Genomic DNA, 20798 nt, shown 5'->3' on the forward strand with positions numbered 1-20798 from the left:
GTGCGTCCGGGCGGCCGGGTCCGCTCAGGCGCCGATCTCCACCAGCCGCTCCCCGTCGAACGTACGCACCTCGAACCGGTCGATGTCCTCGCGGGCCATCGCCGCGCCGCCGTGCACGTACAGCGGGTTCTTCGCCGACTCGTGCGTCGACCCCTCGATGCCGTACCCCCACTGCGGGACGGACCAGGAGGTGACGACCTCCTCCTCCCCCGTCTTGGAGACGGCGACGAGCGTGCACTTCTGCGGCCCCTTCACGTTCTTCAGCTCCAGGACCGTGTGGGTGCCCCACGCCTTCTCCTCCATCCCGACCGTCGCGCCGACCCGGGTGGTGGGGTCGGTCGCGGACACCTTCTCCGTCATGTGCTGGAAGAAGGCGTCCTCGGCCGGGCTGGTGGGGTGCGGGTCGCCGACGGCGACGCTGCGGCCGCCGTCGTCGCCCGCCGTCACGGCGACGGCGGCGACCGGCCCGCCGATGATCAGGGCGGCGGCCGCGGCGATCAGATACCGGCTGCGCCGCGTACGCCGGTGCCGCCGGTGCGCGACCTCGTCCATCAGCCCGCCGAGCACCTTGGGCGCGGGCCGCTCGGGCACGTGCGGTACGGGACGGGCCCCGGGCGTGGCCGCCGGCGCCTCGGCCAGCATCGCGAGCATGGGCTCCATCCCGGCGAACTCGTCGAGATGCGCCGAACACCGGGCGCACCCCGCGAGATGGGCCTCGAATGCGCTCGCCTGCGCGTCGTCCAGGATGCCCAGGACGTAGGCGGCGGCCGCGTCGTGCTCGCTCCCTTCGGGCTCCCCGCCGAACGGCGGCTCGGGGCCGGTGGGTCCACCGGGAGCGGCGGGGTACCCCGGGGCGCCGGGGTGCCCGGGGGCGGAGAGGTACGCGGGCCCTGAGGGGTGTGCAGGACCCGCGGGACAGGGGGAGTGCGGGGGGTGCGAGGGACCGGTGGGCATACGGGGTCCCGGAGGCCGGGGCCCGAACGGCTGCCACTGCTGGTCGCTCATGCCGTGATCCCCCTCTCTTCGAGTGCGAGCTTCATCGAACGGAGTGCGTAGAAGACCCGGGACCGCACGGTGCCACTGGGGATACCGAGCACCTCGGCCGCCTCGTTCACCGTACGTCCCCGGAAGTAGGTCTCGACCAATGCTTCCCGGTGCGCGGGCGTCAAATCGTCGAGCGCGTCCGAGAGCGTCATCAGCCACAACGCCTTGTCGATCTCGTCCTCCGCGGGAATGACCTCCAGCGGCGACGGATCGACCTCGCGCGGCCGGGCCTGCCGGCTGCGGTGGCCGTCGATGACGATGCGCCGGGCGACCGTCACCAGCCAGGGGCGGACGGAGCCGGTGGCCCGGTTGAGCCGGCCGGCGTTCTTCCAGGCACGGATGAGCGTCTCCTGCACCACGTCCTCGGCCCGTTGGCGGTCGCCCGCCACGAGTCTGAGGACATACGCGAGCAGCGGCCCGGCGTGTTCGCGGTAGAGCGCCCGCATCAGCTCCTCGTCGGGTATCCCGTCGGGAGGCGTGGGCGGCTCACTGCGATGTCGAGCCCTGTGCGGACGGTCATCGGCCACGGCCGCATCCTTGCGCACCCGAACCTCCTGGTCGAGACCCTGAATGGAGCTCTTCGCGCATGGGTACGGGGGCGGGCGCCGGATCATTCAACGTCGCTTCATATTTCTTTCGCCGGGATCCTCCTGGGCCGCTCGCCGGCCGCCCGTGGTGGCAGGTGCCCCGGCCGCCGTGGCGGCGGGCGCGGAGGCCGTGCGGCGGCGGTGCCGGGCGACCCGTTCCCGGTTGCCGCAGACCTCGCCGGAGCACCAGCGGCGGCGGCCCCCGCGTGAGGTGTCCAGGTAGAGCCGGTGGCAGGCGGCGCCCGCACAGCGGCGCAGGGCTCCCCGCGCCACCGGGTCGGTGAGCAGGTCCACCGCGTCCCGCGCCACGACCGCGAGGAGCCCCGCGCAGTCGGGTTCGGCGCTCAGGGTCCGAACCAGCGCCCCGCCCTCACCCGGCACCGCACGCGGACCCGGCGGAGCCGCGGCGGCAAGGGAGTTGACCCGTTCAAGGGCCTTCTCATAGGCAGGTGAGGAGAGTTGAGAATCCTTTTGGGCAACCTTCCCGCATAAGGAGTCCAGTTGGTCCGAGACCAGCCGGTCCACATCCGCCCGCAGCTCCCGGAACCGAGGCAGCCAGGTGGCGTCCAGGGCGGTCAGTGCCGTGCCCGCCGGGACGAGCCGGGCGGCGGTCAGCCAGTCGGCGAGCCGCCCCGGCCCTTCGAGCTGTTCCCGGGCGCGGGGTGTCCCGCCGCCGGGTCCGGTGGCCACCAGGTCGAGACAGATCCGGCCGGAGTCGAACCGCCACACGTACGCGCCCCTGCCCGCCGCCATGCGCCTGTCACCGCCTCGGGGTCACCGGTCGGATGCCACCCCCCAGAGTGCCCCCGCCGGAGCTCGCCCGTAACCCCCGCTACCGTGACGGCCATGAACGATCACGGGAGAACGGACAGAGGGCCCGGTTCAGCTTCACCGTGACGGACGCGGGCCGGGGTGCGGCCTCCTGCCGGGTGGCGGAGAAGGCCGGTTACGCGTTCACAGAGGTGCTGGGCGCCCTGCCGACGGAGTTCCCGCTGGACGGCCATCTGCACGCGCGGCGGGCGGAGTTGAGGCAGGCTCCCGCTCAGCGTGGCCCCGGCGTGTCCTCCGCCGGGTCCAGCGACAGCCGGTAGCCGCGTTTGACGACGGTCCGGATCAGGCGGGGCGCGCCCAGCGCGGAGCGCAGTCGGGCCATCGCCGTCTCCACCGCGTGCTCGTCGGTGCCGCTGCCCGGCAGGGCCCGCAACAGGTCGGCCCGGGCCACCACCCAGCCGGGGCGGCGGGCCAGGGTGTGCAGGAGGGCCATGCCCGCGGGTGGGACCGCGCGTAGTTTGTCGTCGACCAGCACGGCGTGGCCGCGGATCTCGACGCGGTGGCCGGCGATGGGCAGGACCCTCGCGGTGGCGGGGAGTTGGGCGCAGACCAGCTGGACGAGGGGGCCCAGGCGGAAGCGTTCGGGCTGGACGGTGGGGATGCCGCGGACCTGGAGCGGGAGGGCGGTGACCGGTCCGACGCAGGCGGCCAGCACGTCGTCGCGCAGCGCCCCCAGGATCTCCGGGAGGAGCCCGCGGGTCTCCGCGCGGCCCAGGAACGAGGCGGCGGCCGGGGCGCTGGTGAAGGTGATGGCGTCCAGCGCCCGGGCTGCGGTGGCGTCGAGCATGCGGTCGAGGGGGGCGATGTCCCGCGGGGGCATCCAGCGGTAGACGGGGACGCCGACGACCTCGGCGCCCGCCGCCTGGAGGGACTCGATGAAGCCGTGGAGCGGTTCGCCGTGCAGCTGGAGGGCGATACGGCGGCCCTCGACGCCTTCGCCGAGGAGCCGTTCGAGGACCTCGGCCATGGATTCGGACCCGGGTGACCAGGCCTCGGTCAGCCCGGCGGCCCTCACCGCGCCCTTGACCTTGGGCCCCCGGGCGAGGAGTTCGGCCCCGTGCAGCCGCTCCAGGAGCGCGTCACCGATGCCCCAGCCGTCGGCCGCCTCCACCCAGCCCCGGAAGCCGACCGCGGTGGTGGCGACCACCACATCGGGGGCGTGGCCGATCAACTCCTGCGTCGCTTGCAGGAGTTCGCTGTCGTCGGCGACCGGGACGATCCGCAGGGCCGGGGCGTGCTGGACGGCGGCGCCGCGCCGCCTGAGCAGGGCGGTGAGCTCCTCGGCGCGGCGGGCCGCGGTCACTCCGACCGTGAAGCCCGCGAGGGGGCCGTGCGTGGTGTCGTCGTCCTGCATGGCGTGTTCCCGGCTCTCGTGGTCCTGCTGCTACGCGATGTGCGGAGGCCCGAGACTGCCAACGGTCCGTGACAGGCTCGGTTCCCCCGCATTTCCCGGCCGTTACGTCGGCCGTGGCCCGGGAGGCCGCCTCTCCACACCTTCGCGTAACCGACCTGGGCCTTCGTGGGCACGGGTGCGGGGCGGCGAAGGTATACCACCCAGGTCAGTGCGGAGCACACGGCGTAGAAGGCGAGGAAGGACCAGAAGGCGGCGGTTCCGGTGCCGGAGGTCTGGAAGGACTGGCGGCAGGCGAGGTTGACCGCGAGGCCGCCCAGGGCGCCGCCGAACCGGGCGACGGCGAACGTGTACGGCACCCGCACCAGCGCCCCGGCCAGGGTGGCGGTGGAGATCAGGAAGAACCTCCCGGCCGGGTCGACGCCGTACTCCGGTCCCATGAACAGGACCATCAGCGACCACAGGGTCCAGACGGAGAATCCGATGTGCTCGGAGAGCACGGAGAACCACAGGTCGCGGCGGGCGACGCGCTCGCCCCGCTCCCGCCAGGACGTCTCGTCCTCCGGCTCCCAGGTCCCGATCCAGCGGCCTGCCATCACGCGCCTCCACAGGGGGGCGGGGTGGTGTCCCCGTCACCGCGGGGTGTGGTCCCGACGCTGGGGAGCGCGCGTCTCGGTGCGGTGCCGTGAGGTGACCGGTGGGCAACCTTGCTCCCACCGGGCCGGGGGGCGGCCCGGTGAGATGAGCTCCTACCGACGCCCGTCCGGCCACAGGCGGGGCCGCCGCTTGGCGGCGACGTCCTCCACCCAGCCCACGCAGAGGATCACCAGCCCGATCAGCGGCCAGACGAGCAGGGCCATCAGCAGGGTGTACATCGCCTCCACCGTCGATCCCAGGTGCGCGTCCACGTACGGGATCTTCCACAGGAGGTCTATCAGCGGGACCGTCGCCAGTATCACCAGGTTGTGCCAGAGGTAGATCGTCACGGCCCGGTTGCTGGCGAGCGTGACCAGGCGGTCGAAGCGGGCCAGCCGGCCGGGCAGCTCCTGCCAGGACGGGGCGTACTGGAGCAGGATCACGCAGAAGCCCAGCGACCAGGCAGCCTGGGCAAGCGGGATGTCGTTGAGGTCCCAGCCGTCCGCGGTGAGGTGCCCGGAGGCCCACCAGAGCCCGAATCCCATGACGATCGAGGCCAGCGAGACGGTGAGGTAGCGCGGCACGTCCTCGAACAGACCGTCGTGGTGGGCGAAGCCGAGGATCCAGCAGGAGCCGAACACCGCGAAGTCGCTCAGCGCGTTGCCGCTCTCGCCGGGGATCGTCACCAGGCCGGTGCCGATCACCGCGGTCAGGCCGAGCGGGGCGAGCAGGGTCACCCAGGGCAGCTTGCGGAACGCCCGCAGCAGCAGGGGCGAGGCGAGGACGAACCAGAGGTAGGCCCGGACGTACCAGAGGGGCCCGGCCGCCTGGTCCGCCCAGGTCTCCTCCAGCAGACCGGCCGGGTCACCGCTGGACCAGGGGTAGGGGGGCGCGCCGACCGGGAAGACGTACCAGGCCAGCTTGACGAACCACCACAGCCCCTCCTCCTTCACCGGCCGCCAGCTCAGCGCGAACATCATCGGTACGACGACGAGCGAGAACGCCCACATGGGCGGCAGCAGACGGCGGATGCGGCCCCGGATGACGCCGAGGGCGGGGCGGGCCAGCGAACGGGCCATCAGCGAACCGGCCAGGGCGAACATCACGCCCATGGAGGGGAAGAGGACGGTCAGCCAGGCCCAGCCGAAGAGGTGGTAGATCACCACGCGGACCAGGGCGACGGCGCGGAGCAGGTCGAGATAGCGGTCCCGGCCGGGCTTCCTCGCGGGGGCGGGGGCCTCCAGGGGGACACCGGCGGGCACGGTGGCGGCGGCGCTCATCCGACGGGCCTCCTCTCCGGTACGGCCTCGGTCCCGCGGCGCTGCGCGGAGACCCCGCCGGGCGCCTCGACGACGCCCGTACGCCGCAGCTTCTGCCAGCGCAGCCGGCCGCCGGTGAGGGCGGTGATCCAGGACTGGAGCAGCACGACGTACATGAGCTGGCGGTAGAGGATCTGCTGGAGCGGCAGCGAGATCAGGTGGACCATCCGCTCCTTGTCCAGCCGGAACGCGTACGCAGCACAGACGGCCTGCACGACCAGGACGCCGAACCACGCGGCGACGGTCTTGCCGGTCGGGCCGAAGACCAGCCCGTACAGCAGGAAGACATCGATCAGGGGCGCCAGCAGTGGGGCGACGACCATGAAGAGCGAGACGAACGGCAGCCCGACCCGCCCGAAGCGGCCCGAGGGCCCGCGTTCGATGACCGAGCGGCGGTGCTTCCAGATGGCCTGCATGGTGCCGTACGACCACCGGTAGCGCTGTGACCAGAGCTGCTGCACGGACTCCGGCGCCTCGGTCCAGGCGCGGGCGTTCTCCGCGTAGACCACGCGCCAGCCGTCCCGGTGCAGGGCCATGGTGACGTCGGTGTCCTCGGCGAGGGTGTCCTCGCTCATCCCGCCGACCCGCTCCAGGGCGTCGCGGCGGAACGCCCCGACGGCGCCGGGGATGGTGGGCATGCAGCCGAGGAGGTCGTACATCCGGCGGTCCAGGTTGAAGCCCATCACGTACTCGATGTGCTGCCAGGCGCCGATCAGCGAGTCGCGGTTGCCGACCTTGGCGTTGCCCGCGACGGCCCCGACCCGGGGGTCGCCGAAGGGCTGGACCAGCTCGCGGACGGTGGCGGGTTCGAAGACGGTGTCGCCGTCCATCATCACGACGATGTCGTAACGGGCTTGCCGGATGCCGTTGTTGAGGGCGGCCGGCTTGCCCGCGTTCTGCTGGCGCACCACCCGTACGCCGGGCAGCCGCATCGCCTCGACCAGGTCGGCGGTGCCGTCGGTGGAGCCGTCGTCGATGACGATGATCTCGATGGGGTGCTCGCTGACGGCCAGCGAACGCACGGTCGCCCCGACGCACGCGCGTTCGTTGTACGCGGGCACCAGGACGGAGACCGGGCGGGTGAAGGGCTCCCCCCAGCTGAAGTCCTTGCGGCGGACCTTGCGGGCGTGCAGGAAGGAGAGCGGCAGCATCAGCCCGAAGCGGGCCAGGACCAGCACGCCGATGGCGGCGAGGCCGACCACCAGCACGCTGGTGATCCGCTCCGAGACGCTGACGGCGGAGACGAACGCCTTCCCCTTCCAGAGCGCGGAGCCGGTGACCGGGGTGTGCGCGCTGGGGGCGTCGAGGGCGGTGGTGAGCCGGGTGAAGGTGTAGCCCTTCTCCTGGAGGTCCGGGAGCAGGGTGTCGAGTGCGGCCACGGTCTGCGAGCGGTCGCCGCCGGAGTCGTGCATCAGGACGACGGCGCCCTTGCCGTTCTTCGGGGTGGCGCGCTCCACGATGGCGGCGACGCCCGGGCGCTTCCAGTCCTCGCTGTCGGTGTTGTTGACGACGGTGAGGTAGCCGCGGCTGCCGATGTACTCGGTGACCGGCCACGACTTGTTGTCCATGGCGTCGGACAACGAGGAGTACGGCGGCCGGAAGAGCGAGGTGCGCACCCCGGCCGCGCCCGCCAGCGCCAGCTGGTTCTGGGAGAGTTCGCGGTCGATGCGGCTGGTGGACTGGTAGGAGAGGTCCGGGTGGTTGAAGGTGTGCAGGCCGATCTCGTGGCCGTCCTCCACCATCCGCCGGACCAGGTCCGGGTGGCGGGCGGCCATGGTGCCGGTGACGAAGAAGACGCCGTGGGCGTCGTACTCCTTCAGCTTGTCCAGCACCCTCGGCGTCCAGACCGGGTCGGGTCCGTCGTCGAAGGTGAGGACGACCCGGTGGTCCGGGATGGACAGGGTCTTCACCTCGGCGGAGCGGGCGTCGATGACGGGCCCGCCGTCGAGGACCTCGTCCGGCACCTGGCCGGCGGGCGCGGGCGGGCGGACGCGGTGGTCGGCGAGGATCTCGCTGTGCACATAGCCGCGCAGCATCAGCAGGGCGAGCAGGGCGACCAGCAGCATGAAGGGCAGGAGGTAGCGCATGGGGAGCTTGCGCCGGGGCCGCTTCCGGGCGGTGCGCGGCCTCATGGGCGCTCCGGCTCCGGTCTGCCTGTCCGCGGTCCGCTGCGACCGGTCGTGCCTGCCCCGCGGGGCGGGGTGTGTCATTCAGAAAGCGCTCTCTTCTTGCACCGGAGGTTCCGGGGACTCTGCGGGAGCGCTCGTGGTGGCGGGGGGCTCCGGCTCGGGTGACGGCGGCGGGGTGGGGACGGGCGGCTCGGCGGCCGAGGTGGTGGGCGCCGGTTTCGTGGCACCGCCGCCGGCGGTGGTGGGGCCCGGGGGCTGGGCGGAGGCGGAGGCTGACGGGGTGGAGGCGCCGGACCCGGCGGGGACGGTGATGGAGGTGACCGAGGGGGCGGCGGAGCGGGAGGCGTCCGGTTCCGGGGTCCCGGCCGGGCCGGTGGCCCCGGGGGCCGGGTCCGGGTCGTCGGCGGAGGGTCCGGCGGACTCGCTCGGCCCGGGGAGCGCCTCGGCCTCCTCGGCCCTGGCTTCCTCCTTGGGGCCGGAGAGCGGCAGCCAGGGGGCGGTGGAGTTGCCGCCGAGGACGGCGAGGACCAGCGTCACGGCATACGCGGCACAGAGCGAGGCGACCACCCAGCCGAGGCGGCGGTAGGTCTTGCTGCGGCGGCCGCTCTCGTCGACGAAGACCGGTCTCTCGGATCCGCCCGGCGGTACGGGCTCGCCGGGCAGCTCGGCGAGCTGCCGTCCGAGGCCGTCCAGCTGGACGGTGACGTCGTTGGGTTCATGCGTGTGCCCGCTTCGAGCACCTTCGCGCCAATTCTCCACAGGTGTAGCCCATCCCCCACTCAACGGACAGGCGCCAAAGAATGACCGGTTTTTTACTGTTGGACGGACCCCACTCCGTCAATCAAAACCGGCATTCATGCACCTGGAGGACGAATGTAGCGCACGACATTGACACCCAAGCCCTCCTGAACGGAGTTGATCAGGAACGGTCGTACATCAGCGACAGATCGCCCTCCGGCAGCCAGGCTCCGGGTGGGGGTACCAGCCAGCCGTTCTCCCTACTCAACTGGGCACTAGCACTACGCACGGCGTCTACTCCGGGGTGCCGCAGACCTCTGCGCCAGACCAGCATCAGCGGCGAGAGCGGAACCGGTTCGACCAGTGGCCGCAGCACGGATCCAGGCAGCGGCGGAAAGCCCGTCACCGCCAGCACCGGGTGCCCCGCCTTGGCGATGACGCGCTGAAATTCAGCCACCCCTACGGCGAGCGGAACCGGCGGGGCCAGTTCGATGTCCCAGGCGGCGAACAGCAGCGCCGCGAGCTCCGTCCACTCCCGCGTCCGCTCGTTTCCCACCCCCGCGTAGACGGTCGTCCCGGACAGCTCGGACAGCGGGATGACCTCCCGCCCGGCGAGGGGATGAGAGGCCGGCAGCATCAGCGCCATCGGCTCGTACCGCACCGGTTGTACGGAGAGCCCGGCGCGCACCCCGGGGGCGAGCCCGGCGGCCCGGCCGAAGGAGACGTCCAGCCGCCCCGCCAGGATCTCGGACGCGGCCCAGGTCAGCCCGGACTCGAACCGCGCCATCAGCTCGCACTCCGGAGCCAGCTCACGGGCCCGCTCCAGCACCCGGGCGGCGGTCGTCCCCTCACTGTTCAGGTCGACCAGCAGCGGCCGGGCGGTCCCACCGCCGAAGGCCCCGGCCAGTTCGGCGTGCGCGTCGAGTACGCGCCGCGCGTACGGGAGCAGACGCTCGCCGTCCGGGGTGAGCGCGACCTGCCGGGTGGTACGGACGAACAGCTCCGCACCGAGCTCGCGCTCCAGCCGCCGGACGTCCCGGCTCAGCGCCTGCTGGGCGACGAAGAGCCGGGCGGCGGCCCGGGTGAAGTGCAGTTCCTCGGCGACGGCGAGGAAGGCACGGAGGAGCCGGGGGTCGGTGTCGGGGGTGGGCACGCGGCGAATCTACAAGGCCGCGCGCTGCGACAGGGCGGGACCGTGGCGCGGGAGGTCTGCGGGCGGCCGGGCCGCTAGGAGACAGGGCTGCGGCGCGGCAGGGCTGAGGCGGCGGGCCGCGAGGCAGCGGGTCCACAAGGCGGCCGGGCTGCGGCAGGCCGCGGGGCAGCGGCCGGGCTGCGGCGCGGTGGGTCTGCGATTCACCACTGTGGTGCGTGAATCGGCGGGGAGAACGCGCCACACCCTCGGGCCAGTTGAACGAGGGCATGACGCTCTCGGTCACCGCCCTGCTGGGCGGGGTCGCAGCCGGCGCGGCGACGGGCGGCTGGCTGGTGGAGCACACGGGCACGGTCTCCGGCTACGCGGCCCCGATGAGCGCGGCGGCCCTGGCTCTGGTCGTCGCGGCCGCAGGGACACACTTCCGGCGTCCGAGCGGAGCGGAGCCCGCCGCACCGCCGTCACCGGCGGCGTGACGGTGGCACCGGGTGGCGGCCGCCACCCGGTGCCGGACGCGAAAAAACCTCTGCCCCGCGAGCGGACTCGCGGGGCAGAGGTTTACATGGGGTGGTGGAGATGGCGGGAATCGAACCCGCGTCCAACGGTGCGGAACCAGGGCTTCTCCGAGTGCAGTTCGCTACGCTTTTCTCGGCCCCGGAGGTCACGCGAACAAGCCTCCGACAGGCCCAGCCACTGTTTGATTTCCTTCTCGGCCCCGTGGCCGGGCCGAGAAGTTTAGATCCCTAGTTGATGCCAGGATCCGGGTCGGGATCACCCCCGGGCTGACACTCCGCAGAGTCTTCGCTAGCTGCTAATTAGGCAGCGAGGGCGAAGGCGGAGGAATCGCGCTTGGAATTGGCGATTATTGTTTGCGACATATGGTTTACGAGATCATTGCCGCTTCCTCGACTCGCTTCCCCTGCTTCGACATCCGCTGTCGAAACCGATCATCCCCATGTTGATTTTTCAAAACGCACACCTTCGCTGAGGTGCACGGCCCATCGTACGTGACCAACGCCGGACGATGCCAGCGTATTCCCCCGCAGGGGGCTCCTCAGGCGCTGCGCTGCCGCCGGCGGGCCGCCGAGATGGCGCGGTTCGTCTCCCTCGTGTCCTGCTTCTCGCGGAGCGTCTGACGCTTGTCGTACTCCTTCTTGCCCTTCGCCAGCGCGATCTCGACCTTGACCCGGCCGTCCTTGAAGTACAGGGCGAGCGGCACGATCGTGTGGCCGCTCTCCTGGGACTTCGACGCCAGCTTGTCGATCTCGGCCCGGTGCAGGAGCAGCTTGCGCTTGCGCTTGGCCGCGTGGTTGGTCCAGGTGCCCTGGACGTACTCGGGGACGTGGATGTTGTGCAGCCACGCCTCGTGGTCGTCGATCTGGACGAACCCGTCGACCAGGGAGGCCCGGCCCATGCGCAGGGACTTCACCTCGGTGCCCATGAGGACGAGGCCGCACTCGTAGGTGTCGAGGATGGTGTAGTCGTGTCGCGCCTTCTTGTTCTGCGCGATCATCTTGCGCCCGGTGTCTTTTTCCTTAGCCATAGTGCGGCCATTTTCGCACTACGACCCACCCCCGAGGCCACTCAATACCGTCTCGGCCCGCTGCTGGGCCCGCTCGCCCGCCACCAGGTCGGGTGTGATGCCCCGGCCCTCGACGCTGCGGCCGGCCGGTGTGCGGTAGTGGCCCACGGTCAGCTCGGCCACCGAACCGCCCGGCAGCTCGCTGGGCATCTGCACCGAGCCCTTGCCGAAGGTGCGCGAACCGACGGTGACCGCGCGGCCCCGGTCCTGGAGGGCGCCGGTCAGCAGCTCGGCCGCGCTCATCGTGCCGCCGTCCACCAGGACCACCACGGGCCGCTCGGTGTCGCCGCCCGGGTCGGCGTACAGGGCCTGCTCCTCGCCGCGTACGTCGTACGTGGCGACCAGGCCGCCGTCCAGGAAGGCGGAGGCGGCGGTGACGGCCTCCGTGACCAGGCCGCCGGAGTTGGCCCGGAGGTCCAGGAGTATCCCGGCGTCCCGGGGCGCCTCGCGGACCGCCTCCCGTACCTCCTCGCCCGCTCCCTTGGTGAACGCGCTGACCTTGAGGAGCAGGGCGGCGGAGGGGCCGGTGCCCAGGCGGCTCACGGTGACCGCGTCGGGGGTCAGCCGGGCGCGCTCCAGCGTCCGCGTGGAGGGTTTCCCCTCGCGCACGAGACCGAGGACGACGCGGGTGCCTTCCCCCGCCCCCGTACCGTCACCGCGCAGCAGGGCCACCACCTCGGGGACGGGGCGCTTGTCGACCCGGCGGCCGTCGACGGTGCGGAGCAGGTCGCCCTCGTGGATGCCGGCCCGGTCGGCGGGACCGCCGGGCTGGACGCGGGAGACGGCGACGCCGCCGCCCTCGGTGCGGCGGGCGGAGAGGCCGACGCCCAGGTACGAGCCGTCCAGGGACTGCTCGAACTCCTCGTACTCGCGCTCGTCGTACACCGCGCCCCAGCGGTCCCCGCTGCGGCTGACGACCTCCCCGGCCGCCTCCTTCACCGACTTCCCGTCGGCCGCGGCCTTCGCCGCCGCGTCCCGGATCTCCTCGCGGTCGACCGGGGGCAGGGTGGAGGCCACGGCACGGGCCGGGAGTTCAGGGAGGGGGTCGGGGTCCTGGGGCAGCGAACCGGTCGCCGCGCCGGTGGCGAGGACACACCCGAAGACCAAGGTCAGGGTCACCCCACGGCAGAGGCCGCGGGGCCGGAAGCGGTGCGAACAACCGGACATGGCGCCGAGTCTAGGACAAGCCTCCTGGGGCGCACGGGTGATCGGCCGTGCGCCCCAGGAGGCGTATGTCATACCTTCAGATACTTGCGCAGCGCGAAGAGAGCGGCGACGGCCGGCATCAGGAGGCCGATCGCGAGCACCAGCGGGAGCTTGGTGAGGACCGCGTCCCAGCCGATGAAGTTGATCAGGTTCAGCTTCTCCTGGAGGGCGAGACCGCCGTCGATCAGGAAGTACCGGCCGCCGAGCAGCATCGCGCAGGCCAGCAGACCGCCGATGAGTCCGGCGACGGCCGCCTCCATGATGAAGGGGGCCTGGATGTAGAAGCCGGAGGCTCCCACCAGCCGCATGATGCCCGTTTCACGTCTCCGGCTGAACGCGGAGACGCGCACGGTGTTGACGATCAGGATCAGCGCGATGACGAGCATGAGGATCATCACGTAGATCGCGACGACGTTCATGCCGTTCATCAGCTCGAAGAGGTTGTCCAGGATGGACCGCTGGTCCTGGACGGACTGCACTCCGTCCCGCCCCGCGAAGGCCGTCGCGACGACCTTGTACTTCTGCGGGTCCTTGAGCTTGACGCGGAACGACTCCTGCATCTGGTCGGGCGTGATGTTGCCCGCCATCGGGGAATCGCCGAACTGCTCCTGGTAGTGCTTGTACGCCTCGTCGACCGTCTCGAAGTGGACCGGCTTCTGCACGGCCTCCATCTTCTCCAGGTCGGCCTTGATCTGGTTCTTCTGCTCGGTCGTGACAGCGCCCTTCGCACACTTGGGCATGTCCTTGGCGTCGTTCTTGTTGCAGAGGAAGATCGAGACGTTGACCTTGTCGTACCAGTAGTCCTTCATCGTGCTGACCTGTTCGCGCATCAGCAGCGCGCCCCCGAACAGGGCGAGCGAGAGGGCGACGGAGACCACGACGGCGAAGGTCATCGTGAGGTTGCGACGGAGACCGACGCCGATCTCCGACAGGACGAACTGGGCGCGCATGGCGTCCTTTCAGTGACTCGATGCTCGAAATGCGCGAGGGGCCCGAGGGCCCCTCGGTCAGTGCTGGTAGCCGTAGACGCCGCGCGCCTGGTCGCGTACGAGACGGCCCTGTTCGAGCTCGATGACGCGCTTGCGCATCTGGTCGACGATGTTCTGGTCGTGGGTCGCCATGATCACGGTGGTGCCGGTCCGGTTGATCCGGTCCAGCAGCTTCATGATGCCGACGGAGGTCTGCGGGTCGAGGTTGCCGGTCGGCTCGTCCGCGATCAGCAGCATCGGGCGGTTGACGAAGGCCCGGGCGATCGCCACCCGCTGCTGCTCACCACCGGAGAGCTCACCGGGCATCCGCTCCTCCTTGCCACCGAGGCCGACGAGGTCGAGGACCTGGGGCACGGCCTTGCGGATCTCGCCGCGGGGCTTGCCGATGACCTCCTGGGCGAAGGCCACGTTCTGCGCGACGGTCTTGTTGGGCAGCAGGCGGAAGTCCTGGAAGACCGTCCCCAGCTGGCGGCGCATCTGCGGCACCTTCCAGTTGGAGAGCCGCGCGAGGTCCTTGCCGAGCACATGGACCATGCCCGTGCTGGCGCGCTCCTCGCGCAGGATCAGCCGCATGAAGGTCGACTTGCCGGAGCCGGAGGAGCCCACCAGGAAGACGAACTCACCCTTCTCGATGTCCAGCGAGACATCACGCAGAGCCGGTCGGGTCTGCTTCGGGTAGGTCTTGGAGACGTTGTCGAATCGGATCACGGATGCACCACGGTCGGCCGGGAGTAGGTGAGCGTGACCATACGCGAACCGGGCTCACGCGCGCAGGCGGCGTCCGGCAATGGGCGATTTATGGCGGATCGCCGCACGGAACGCATCGGGTCGGACCCTCCCTTCTCCGGCGGGCCGCGCCGAAAACGGCCGGAGCTGGCACAGTGGTGGGGGGAACGGTTGCGTTTCCCGGAGCGTTGTGCGGAGAGAGAAGCAGTCAGCGGCTCCGCCGCGCGGGAGGAGGAATGCGCATGACCTATGACCGACTGGTGTGCGCGAACTGCGCGGCCCCCGTGAGCGAGGGGCGTTGCCGCGTCTGCCGTGCTGTCCGGCAGCAGATGCTGGAGGAGCAGGGGCAGGGCCCGCTGGCCGGGATGAATCCGGCCATGCTGATCGCGCTGATGGTCGTGCTGCTGGCCGCGCTCGCGCTGCTGGCCCACCAAACGGCCTGACCCCCACACGCACGGCCCTCCGGGGCCCATGAAGCAGCCGAGGCCAGCAGGAAGGGCCCGGGAGGTGTTCTGCTGCCTCCCGGGCCCTTCGTGCGTTGCCGGACCGTGTACGGGGCTCAACTCGCCCCGTACGCGATCTTCAGCGGGTCCTAGGCGACCGTACGGCCGCCGACCAGACGCGGCAGGATACGGAAGCCGATACCGCCGGCGATCATCGTCGCGGCACCGATGACCAGGAAGGTGGTCTCGGCCGCACCGGTCTCGGCGAGCTCTTCCTTGCCCTTGCTCTGCTCGACCGGCTGGTTGCCGACGCTGTTCGGGCCCGTGTTGTCGGCGCACTCGACGACGCCGGACTCGACGGTGCAGGCCTCGTCGCCGCCGGTCGCGGAACCGGAGGTGCCGGCGCCGGCGGTGGTGGAGCCGGTGGTACCGGTCGTGCCGGTGCCGCCGTCGTCGTCGCCGCCGGAGCCGCCGGTGTTGCCCGAACCACCGTTGCTGCCGGAGCCGCCGTTGCTGCCACCCGTGTTGCCGGAGCCGCCGTTGTTGCCGGACCCGCCGTTGTTGCCCGAGCCGCCGTTGTTGCCGCCCTCGGAGGTACCGCCCTGGTCGCCACCCTCAGAGGTACCGCCCTGGTCGCCACCCTCGGACGTACCACCCTGGTCGCCACCCTCAGAGGTACCGCCCTGGTCGCCACCCTCGGACGTACCACCCTGGTCGCCACCCTCAGAGGTGCCACCCTGGTCGCCACCCTCGGACGTACCGCCCTGGTCGCCACCCTCAGAGGTGCCACCCTGGTCGCCACCCTCGGACGTGCCACCCTGGTCGCCACCCTCAGAGGTGCCACCCTGGTCGCCACCCTCGGACGTACCGCCCTGGTCAGCGCCACCGATGGGGTTCTCACCGCTGGTGTTGCCCTCGATGAGGCCCCCGATGAGCCCGCCGTCGGTGTTCCCGTCCTGGGTGGTCACCTGGTCCTCGCCGGGATTCAGTGCCTGCGCCGCACCGGCGGCGGTCAGCGAGGCACCCGCGGCGATAATCGCGCCGGCGGTTATCCGCGCGACGCGAACGCGCGTCTTCTTCGTCATCTGTTGCTACCCCCAGTAGCTGATCTCGTCAGTGGAGCAGCCATATGCGGGCCACGGCGGCCCTGCGGGGATCGCTCTCGGCGAGGCCACGTTCGTATCGTGGTCACCCCGCCGGCCCCCGGTTCGCACCCGTCCCAGACATACGCATGCTGCTCCAGCACCCTCGCCAGAGTTAAGGATTCCGTCAAGGTCGTTGTGTGCACTACGCACCTTATAGGGGTTCTTGACGGCCATTCGACAGCACGACTGTGACGCATCGGGCACAGTTTCCCCCCAACTCGGAACAGCGGTGCCACGACGCGAACGGGCCCGGACAGTTCCCCGTCCGGGCCCAACCCTCGTACGGCGGAGGTTACTTCTCGCGCTGCTTGCGCCAGCGGATGCCCGCCTCGACGAAGCCGTCGATCTCGCCGTTGAAGACCGCTTCGGGGTTACCCATCTCGAACTCCGTACGCAGGTCCTTGACCATCTGGTACGGGTGGAGGACGTACGAACGCATCTGGTTGCCCCAGGAGTTGCCGCCGTCGCCCTTGAGCGCGTTCATCTTGGCCTGCTCCTCCTGGCGGCGGCGCTCAAGGAGCTTGGCCTGGAGGACGTTCATCGCGGACGCCTTGTTCTGGATCTGCGAGCGCTCGTTCTGGCAGGAGACGACGATGCCGGTCGGCAGGTGGGTCAGACGGACCGCGGAGTCCGTGGTGTTGACGCCCTGTCCGCCGGGGCCCGAGGAGCGGTACACGTCGATGCGCAGCTCGGACTCGTCGATCTCGATGTGGTCGGTCTGCTCCACGACCGGGAGCACCTCGACGCCCGCGAAGGACGTCTGTCGGCGGCCCTGGTTGTCGAAGGGCGAGATCCGGACCAGACGGTGGGTGCCCTGCTCCACGGAGAGGGTGCCGTAGGCGTACGGGACCTGGACGGAGAAGGTGGTCGACTTGATGCCGGCCTCTTCGGCGTACGCCGTCTCGTAGACCTCGGTCTTGTAGTTGTGCCGCTCGGCCCAGCGGAGGTACATGCGCTGGAGCTTCTCCGCGAAGTCGGCGGCGTCCACGCCACCGGCCTCGGCGCGGACGGTCACCAGCGCCTCGCGGGCGTCGTACTCGCCGGACAGGAGGGTGCGGACCTCCATCTCGTCCAGCGCCTTGCGCACCGACTCCAGCTCGGCCTCGGCCTCGGCCAGCGCCTCGGCGTCGCCCTCGTCCTCGGCGAGCTCGAAGAGGACCCCGAGGTCGTCGATGCGACCGCGCAGGGCCTCGGTCTTGCGGACCTCGGCCTGGAGGTGCGAAAGCTTGCTGGTGATCTTCTGGGCCGCGTCCGGGTCGTCCCAGAGGGACGGTGCCGCTGCCTGCTCCTCGAGCGCGGCGATGTCCGCCCTCAGCGCATCCAGGTCCAGGACGGCCTCGATCGACCCCATGGTCGAGGAGAGGGACTTCAGCTCTTCGGAAATATCGACGACTGCCACGGGTCCAGCGTAACGGCATGGCGGATGAAGCTCGCCCTCCCCGGGGACAGGTGCCGGGAAAGGGCCGCCCGCGGAGTCGTCGCGGCGCCTTCTACGGGATCGCCGGCGCCGAGTTCTCGCTGTCCTGGGGCCCCGCCGGGTCCCCGTCGCCGCCCGCGGCGAACCAGCCGCCCACCGCGACGGCCGCGCAGAGCAGCAGGGCCGCCGCCCCCAGGGTGATCCGGCGCTTGCGGACGGCCGCCGCCTTGTTACGGGCGGAGCCGGGGCGCGGCTTGCCCGGGGCGCGCGGGGCGCGGGCGGTGCCCAGGGGGCCGCCGGCCAGCTCGTCGGGGGCGGGGACACGCATGCTCGTATGGGTATCCCGGTTGGAGTCCGGGGACGAGCCGGGCACCAGCGGGACCGCCCCGCGGCGGCGCGGCTCATCGGCGGAGGGGGTGTACTGCTGCTCGTCGTACGCGGCCGGCTGCTGCTCCGCCTCGTCGCCGCCGGGCTCGTCCACGTCCAGGGGCGGGATGCCGGCGAGGAGCGGGAGGAGGTCCCTCAGGCGTACGGCCAGCTCGGAGGCGCGCAGCCGGGAGGCCGGAGCCTTGGCCAGGCACTGGACCAGGAGCTGCCAGAGCTCTTCGGGGATGCCGGGGAGCGGGACGACGGTCTCGGTGACGTGGCGGCGCAGGACCGCGCCGGGGTGGCCGCCGCCGAAGGGGGTGAACCCGGCGAGCAGCTCGTACAGCACGGTCGCGAGCGCGTAGATGTCGACGGCGGCGCGCGGCGGGAGGCCCTCGACGATCTCGGGGCCAGATAGTCCGGCGTACCGATGATCTTGGTGGCCTTGGTGCGGCGCGGGGTGTCGATCAGCTTGGCGACGCCGAAGTCGGTGAGCAGGGCCGGGTGGGAGCCGCCGGGGCCGAGGGGTCCCTCCATGTCGAGGAGGATGTTCTCCGGCTTGACGTCCCGGTGGACCACTCCGGCCTTGTGGGCGGCGGCCAGCCCGTCGGCGACGTCCGCGATGATCGCGGCGGCGGCCTCGGGGGCGAGACGGCGCTCGCGGTCCAGGCGGGTGCGCAGGTCGGTGCCGCGTACGAGGGTCATGACCAGGGCGAGGTCGTTGCCGTCCACGACGAGGTCCCGGACGGCGACCACCTGGGGGTGGTCGAGTCCGAGCAGGGCGGTGCGCTCCTGTACGAAGCGGCCCACGAGCTCCTGGTCGGACGCGAGGTCCTCACGGAGCAGCTTGATGGCGACCGGGCCCTCGGGCCCTTCGCCGAGCCACACCGTGCCGGCGCTGCCGCGCCCCAGGATCTGGTGGGCCGTGTACCGGCTGCCGATATTCCGTGCCAAGACTGCTCCCTCAGCGGCTGGCGGTGGACCCCCGGTCGACAAAGTTACGCGGCGTTCCGGGTGGTGCGTGCCCAGGATGGCGCCAACCTGCACTTCTCCGGGCCGATTGGGCCCGGAGAAGTCGACAAAGGGACAGAGCCGGGGGCCGTCAGGCCCCGCCCGTGCCCCCGGAGTCGCCGGTGGCCTCGCCGAGCTGGGAGACCCAGTCGGTGACCTTGCTGATCGCGTCGCCGATCGCCTGCCAGTAGCCCTTGCCCTGGGCGACCCAGTCCTGGACCGGGGTCAGCTCCCAGATGAGCCAGCCGGCGATGACCAGCAGCACCACGGTGAACAGGCAGCCCTTGAGGCAGCCGAGACCGGGGATGCGCATCGGGTTGGAGCTGCGCTGCCTGGGCGGACGCGGCTCACGCGGGGCGGGCCGCTGGGGCTGCTGCGGCTGCGGGGGCGCGTACTGCTGGCGCTGGGGCTGCTGCGGGGCCTGGTAGCGCTGCGGCTGGTGCTGCTGGGGCTGTTGCTGCGGGTACTGCTGCTGGAGCGGCTGCTGCCGGTGCTGCGGCTGCTGCTGGCGCTGGGGAGGCTGCTGGGGCGCCTGGCGCTGGGGGCGGCGGCGCAGCGGATCCTGGCTCGGGTCCAGGTACTGCACCTGGGTCTGCTCGTTGCGGTCGCGGGCCGCCTGGAGCTGCGACTGCCAGGGGTGCGGGCCGTCCGGCTGCGGCGGCCCGTCGGGGCGCTGCGGCACGGGCGGCATGACGGCGGTCGGGTCGGCGTGTCCCTGGCTGCCGTGGCCCTGGGGGGAGCCGGGGTTGCCGGTCTGCGGGAGCACGCTGGTGGCGGCCGCCGGGTCGTACGAGCCCGCGTTGCCCGGCAGCACCTGGGTCGGGTCGGCGGCTCCGGGGGTCTCCGGGACGGCCGTGGGTGCCGGGTCGGGGGCGAGCAGGGCGCCCACCCCGTCGGCGGCGGCGATCTGGGCCGAGTTCGCGTGGACGCCGATGCCCGCGGCGACCGTACGCAGTCCACGGGCCAGGTTCTCGGCGCTGGGCCGCTGGTCGGGGTCCTTGCGCAGGCAGCGCTCCATGACCGTCCAGAGCGGCTCGGGGACGGTGGAGGGGCGGCGGGGCTCCTCGCTGAGGTGCCGGTGCAGGACTTCGAGGGCGGTGCCCCCGGCGAACGGCGGGCGACCGGTGACCAGTTCGTACAGCAGGATGCCCGCGCCGTAGATGTCCACGGCGGAGGTCTGCGGGCGGCCCTCGGCGGACTCCGGCGCCACATAGGCGGGGGTGCCGACGAACTCGTGCGTCCGGGTCAGCCCCGGGGAGTCGGCGAGCCGCGCGATGCCGAAGTCGGTGAGCATCGGGGTCATGCCGCCGTCGCGCTCGTCCAGCAGCACGTTGGCCGGCTTGAGGTCGCGGTGGACGACGCCGTCGGCGTGGCTGGCGGCGAGCGCGTCGGCGATCTGCGCGGTGAGCAGGGACGCGGCGACCGGGGTGAGCGGACCGTTGGCGCGCAGGTAGCGGTGGAGGTCGGGACCGTCGATCAGGTCCATCACCAGGGCGAGGAGATCGCCTTCGACGACCAGGTCGCGGGTCCGCACGATGTTGGGGTGCGTGAGCCGCAACAGGACCGAGCGCTCCCGCAGGAACCGCATCACGACATCGGCGTCGTTGGCCAGCTCCTCCTTGAGGACCTTGATCGCCACGGTCTCGCCGGGCTGACCGGCGACGGCCGCCTCGGCGCCCGCGGTCTCCCGCTGGCGGGCTCGCCAGACGGTGCCCGTGGCACCGCGTCCGAGCGGCTCCTCCAGGAGGTACTTGCTGCCTACAGGCCGCACGTCTTGCACTCCCTGCTGATCGTGGTGCTTGCGGTCCCCCGGGCCTGCCCGGATCTTCCCGGCCCGATGTTCCGGCCCACTCTAATGCCGCTGGACAAGGGGGCGGGGTGCCTGTGGAGGAGGCGCTCCGGGGGCCGCGTTCCGGGGAAAGACGCATGGACCGGACAGATGGTTGCCACACGCGGTTGACGCTCGGGAATCGGAGGATCGAACGGCAGTGCCGTACACCTGCGCGAACAGGCGCTGGCGGCCCCGATTGCGGGGGTCCGGGCGGCGGGAACCGGACGCAAGCAGGCACTTTTGCGCCCACAGCCGACCATTCAAGATCATTTAAAGGTGACCGCCGGGCGTGTTGTC

The 20798-nt window shown here is 71.6% G+C and carries 17 protein-coding genes, 1 other RNA gene and 3 pseudogenes; 3 read left to right on the forward strand and 18 right to left on the reverse strand.

All coding sequences use genetic code 11. From position 1 onward, the window contains the following. Window positions 1-24: 24 nt before the first annotated feature. From D6270_RS33800 to D6270_RS11950, 3 genes are all read right to left on the reverse strand, one after another. Complete coding sequence (locus D6270_RS33800) at window positions 25-1005, reverse strand: anti-sigma factor family protein (RefSeq protein ID WP_109165420.1); 981 nt, start codon at window positions 1003-1005, stop codon at window positions 25-27. Next, entirely contained in the window at window positions 1002-1589 is a 588-nt protein-coding gene (locus tag D6270_RS11945; protein WP_076966337.1) for a sigma-70 family RNA polymerase sigma factor, read from the reverse strand. The genes D6270_RS33800 and D6270_RS11945 overlap by 4 nt, the downstream gene beginning before the upstream one ends. Before the next feature lie 69 nt (window positions 1590-1658). After that, complete coding sequence (locus tag D6270_RS11950; RefSeq protein ID WP_109165419.1) at window positions 1659-2384, reverse strand: CGNR zinc finger domain-containing protein; 726 nt, start codon at window positions 2382-2384, stop codon at window positions 1659-1661. A 32-nt stretch (window positions 2385-2416) separates the two neighbouring features. Between D6270_RS11950 and D6270_RS33970 the strand changes: the two genes are divergently transcribed. Next, on the forward strand, window positions 2417-2722 hold the full coding sequence (locus tag D6270_RS33970) for a hypothetical protein (RefSeq protein WP_391039545.1): 306 nt from the start codon (window positions 2417-2419) through the stop codon (window positions 2720-2722). On the opposite strand, the gene D6270_RS11960 is transcribed toward D6270_RS33970, so the two are convergent. From D6270_RS11960 to D6270_RS11985, 6 genes and pseudogenes are all read right to left on the reverse strand, one after another. Beyond that, window positions 2674-3816, reverse strand: a complete 1143-nt coding sequence (locus D6270_RS11960) for a uroporphyrinogen-III synthase (RefSeq protein ID WP_109165418.1) — start codon at window positions 3814-3816, stop codon at window positions 2674-2676. The genes D6270_RS33970 and D6270_RS11960 overlap by 49 nt on opposite strands. 317 nt (window positions 3817-4133) lie before the next feature. Then, a pseudogene (locus D6270_RS32960) lies at window positions 4134-4409 on the reverse strand (MFS transporter); the annotation flags it as partial. A gap of 153 nt (window positions 4410-4562) precedes the next feature. Continuing rightward, entirely contained in the window at window positions 4563-5729 is a 1167-nt protein-coding gene (locus D6270_RS11970) for an acyltransferase family protein (protein WP_109165417.1), read from the reverse strand. Then, window positions 5726-7855, reverse strand: coding sequence for a bifunctional polysaccharide deacetylase/glycosyltransferase family 2 protein (locus D6270_RS11975; RefSeq protein WP_391039572.1), 2130 nt, complete (start codon window positions 7853-7855; stop codon window positions 5726-5728). Before D6270_RS11975 ends, D6270_RS11970 begins: the two co-directional genes overlap by 4 nt. Window positions 7856-7978: 123 nt before the next feature. Then, a complete protein-coding gene (locus tag D6270_RS11980) occupies window positions 7979-8656 on the reverse strand; it encodes a hypothetical protein (RefSeq protein WP_109165415.1) in 678 nt (225 codons plus the stop codon). Between the two features lie 160 nt (window positions 8657-8816). Continuing rightward, the gene (locus tag D6270_RS11985; protein ID WP_109165414.1) at window positions 8817-9788 is read right to left on the reverse strand and encodes a LysR family transcriptional regulator; all 972 of its coding nucleotides are present in this window, start codon (window positions 9786-9788) and stop codon (window positions 8817-8819) included. 230 nt (window positions 9789-10018) lie between these two features. Here D6270_RS11985 and D6270_RS11990 point away from each other — a divergent pair. Then, window positions 10019-10261: pseudogene (locus D6270_RS11990) on the forward strand (MFS transporter); the annotation flags it as partial. 92 nt (window positions 10262-10353) lie between these two features. On the opposite strand, the gene ssrA reads toward D6270_RS11990, so the two are convergent. The 5 genes from ssrA to ftsE all read right to left on the reverse strand — a co-directional run bounded on the left by ssrA (window position 10354) and on the right by ftsE (window position 14270). Beyond that, window positions 10354-10740: a transfer-messenger RNA gene (ssrA, locus tag D6270_RS11995) on the reverse strand. A gap of 99 nt (window positions 10741-10839) precedes the next feature. Further along, window positions 10840-11328: an SsrA-binding protein SmpB gene (gene smpB / locus D6270_RS12000; RefSeq protein WP_093688819.1), complete on the reverse strand. Its 489-nt coding sequence runs from the start codon at window positions 11326-11328 to the stop codon at window positions 10840-10842. 18 nt (window positions 11329-11346) lie between these two features. Continuing rightward, window positions 11347-12534, reverse strand: a complete 1188-nt coding sequence (locus D6270_RS12005; RefSeq protein ID WP_109165413.1) for a S41 family peptidase — start codon at window positions 12532-12534, stop codon at window positions 11347-11349. 68 nt (window positions 12535-12602) lie between these two features. After that, entirely contained in the window at window positions 12603-13523 is a 921-nt protein-coding gene (gene ftsX, locus D6270_RS12010; RefSeq protein ID WP_093688823.1) for a permease-like cell division protein FtsX, read from the reverse strand. 57 nt (window positions 13524-13580) lie between these two features. Next, the gene (gene ftsE / locus D6270_RS12015) at window positions 13581-14270 is read right to left on the reverse strand and encodes a cell division ATP-binding protein FtsE (RefSeq protein ID WP_018512316.1); all 690 of its coding nucleotides are present in this window, start codon (window positions 14268-14270) and stop codon (window positions 13581-13583) included. 260 nt (window positions 14271-14530) lie between these two features. Here ftsE and D6270_RS12020 point away from each other — a divergent pair, with 260 nt between their 5' ends. Further along, on the forward strand, window positions 14531-14731 hold the full coding sequence (locus tag D6270_RS12020; RefSeq protein ID WP_109165412.1) for a hypothetical protein: 201 nt from the start codon (window positions 14531-14533) through the stop codon (window positions 14729-14731). Window positions 14732-14880: 149 nt separating this feature from the next. Here D6270_RS12020 and D6270_RS12025 read toward each other — a convergent pair whose 3' ends face one another. From D6270_RS12025 to D6270_RS12040, 4 genes and pseudogenes are all read right to left on the reverse strand, one after another. After that, window positions 14881-15816, reverse strand: a complete 936-nt coding sequence (locus D6270_RS12025; protein WP_151414668.1) for a hypothetical protein — start codon at window positions 15814-15816, stop codon at window positions 14881-14883. Window positions 15817-16168: 352 nt separating this feature from the next. Beyond that, window positions 16169-17275 carry a peptide chain release factor 2 gene (gene prfB / locus D6270_RS12030; protein WP_109165411.1) on the reverse strand — a complete coding sequence of 369 codons (1107 nt, stop codon included), beginning with the start codon at window positions 17273-17275 and terminating at the stop codon, window positions 16169-16171. 91 nt (window positions 17276-17366) lie between these two features. Beyond that, window positions 17367-18613: pseudogene (locus tag D6270_RS12035) on the reverse strand (serine/threonine-protein kinase). Between the two features lie 148 nt (window positions 18614-18761). Continuing rightward, on the reverse strand, window positions 18762-20441 hold the full coding sequence (locus D6270_RS12040) for a serine/threonine-protein kinase (protein WP_109165409.1): 1680 nt from the start codon (window positions 20439-20441) through the stop codon (window positions 18762-18764). Window positions 20442-20798: the final 357 nt, after the last annotated feature.

It is taken from the genome of Streptomyces griseus subsp. griseus, from assembly GCF_003610995.1.
Lineage (GTDB): Bacteria > Actinomycetota > Actinomycetes > Streptomycetales > Streptomycetaceae > Streptomyces.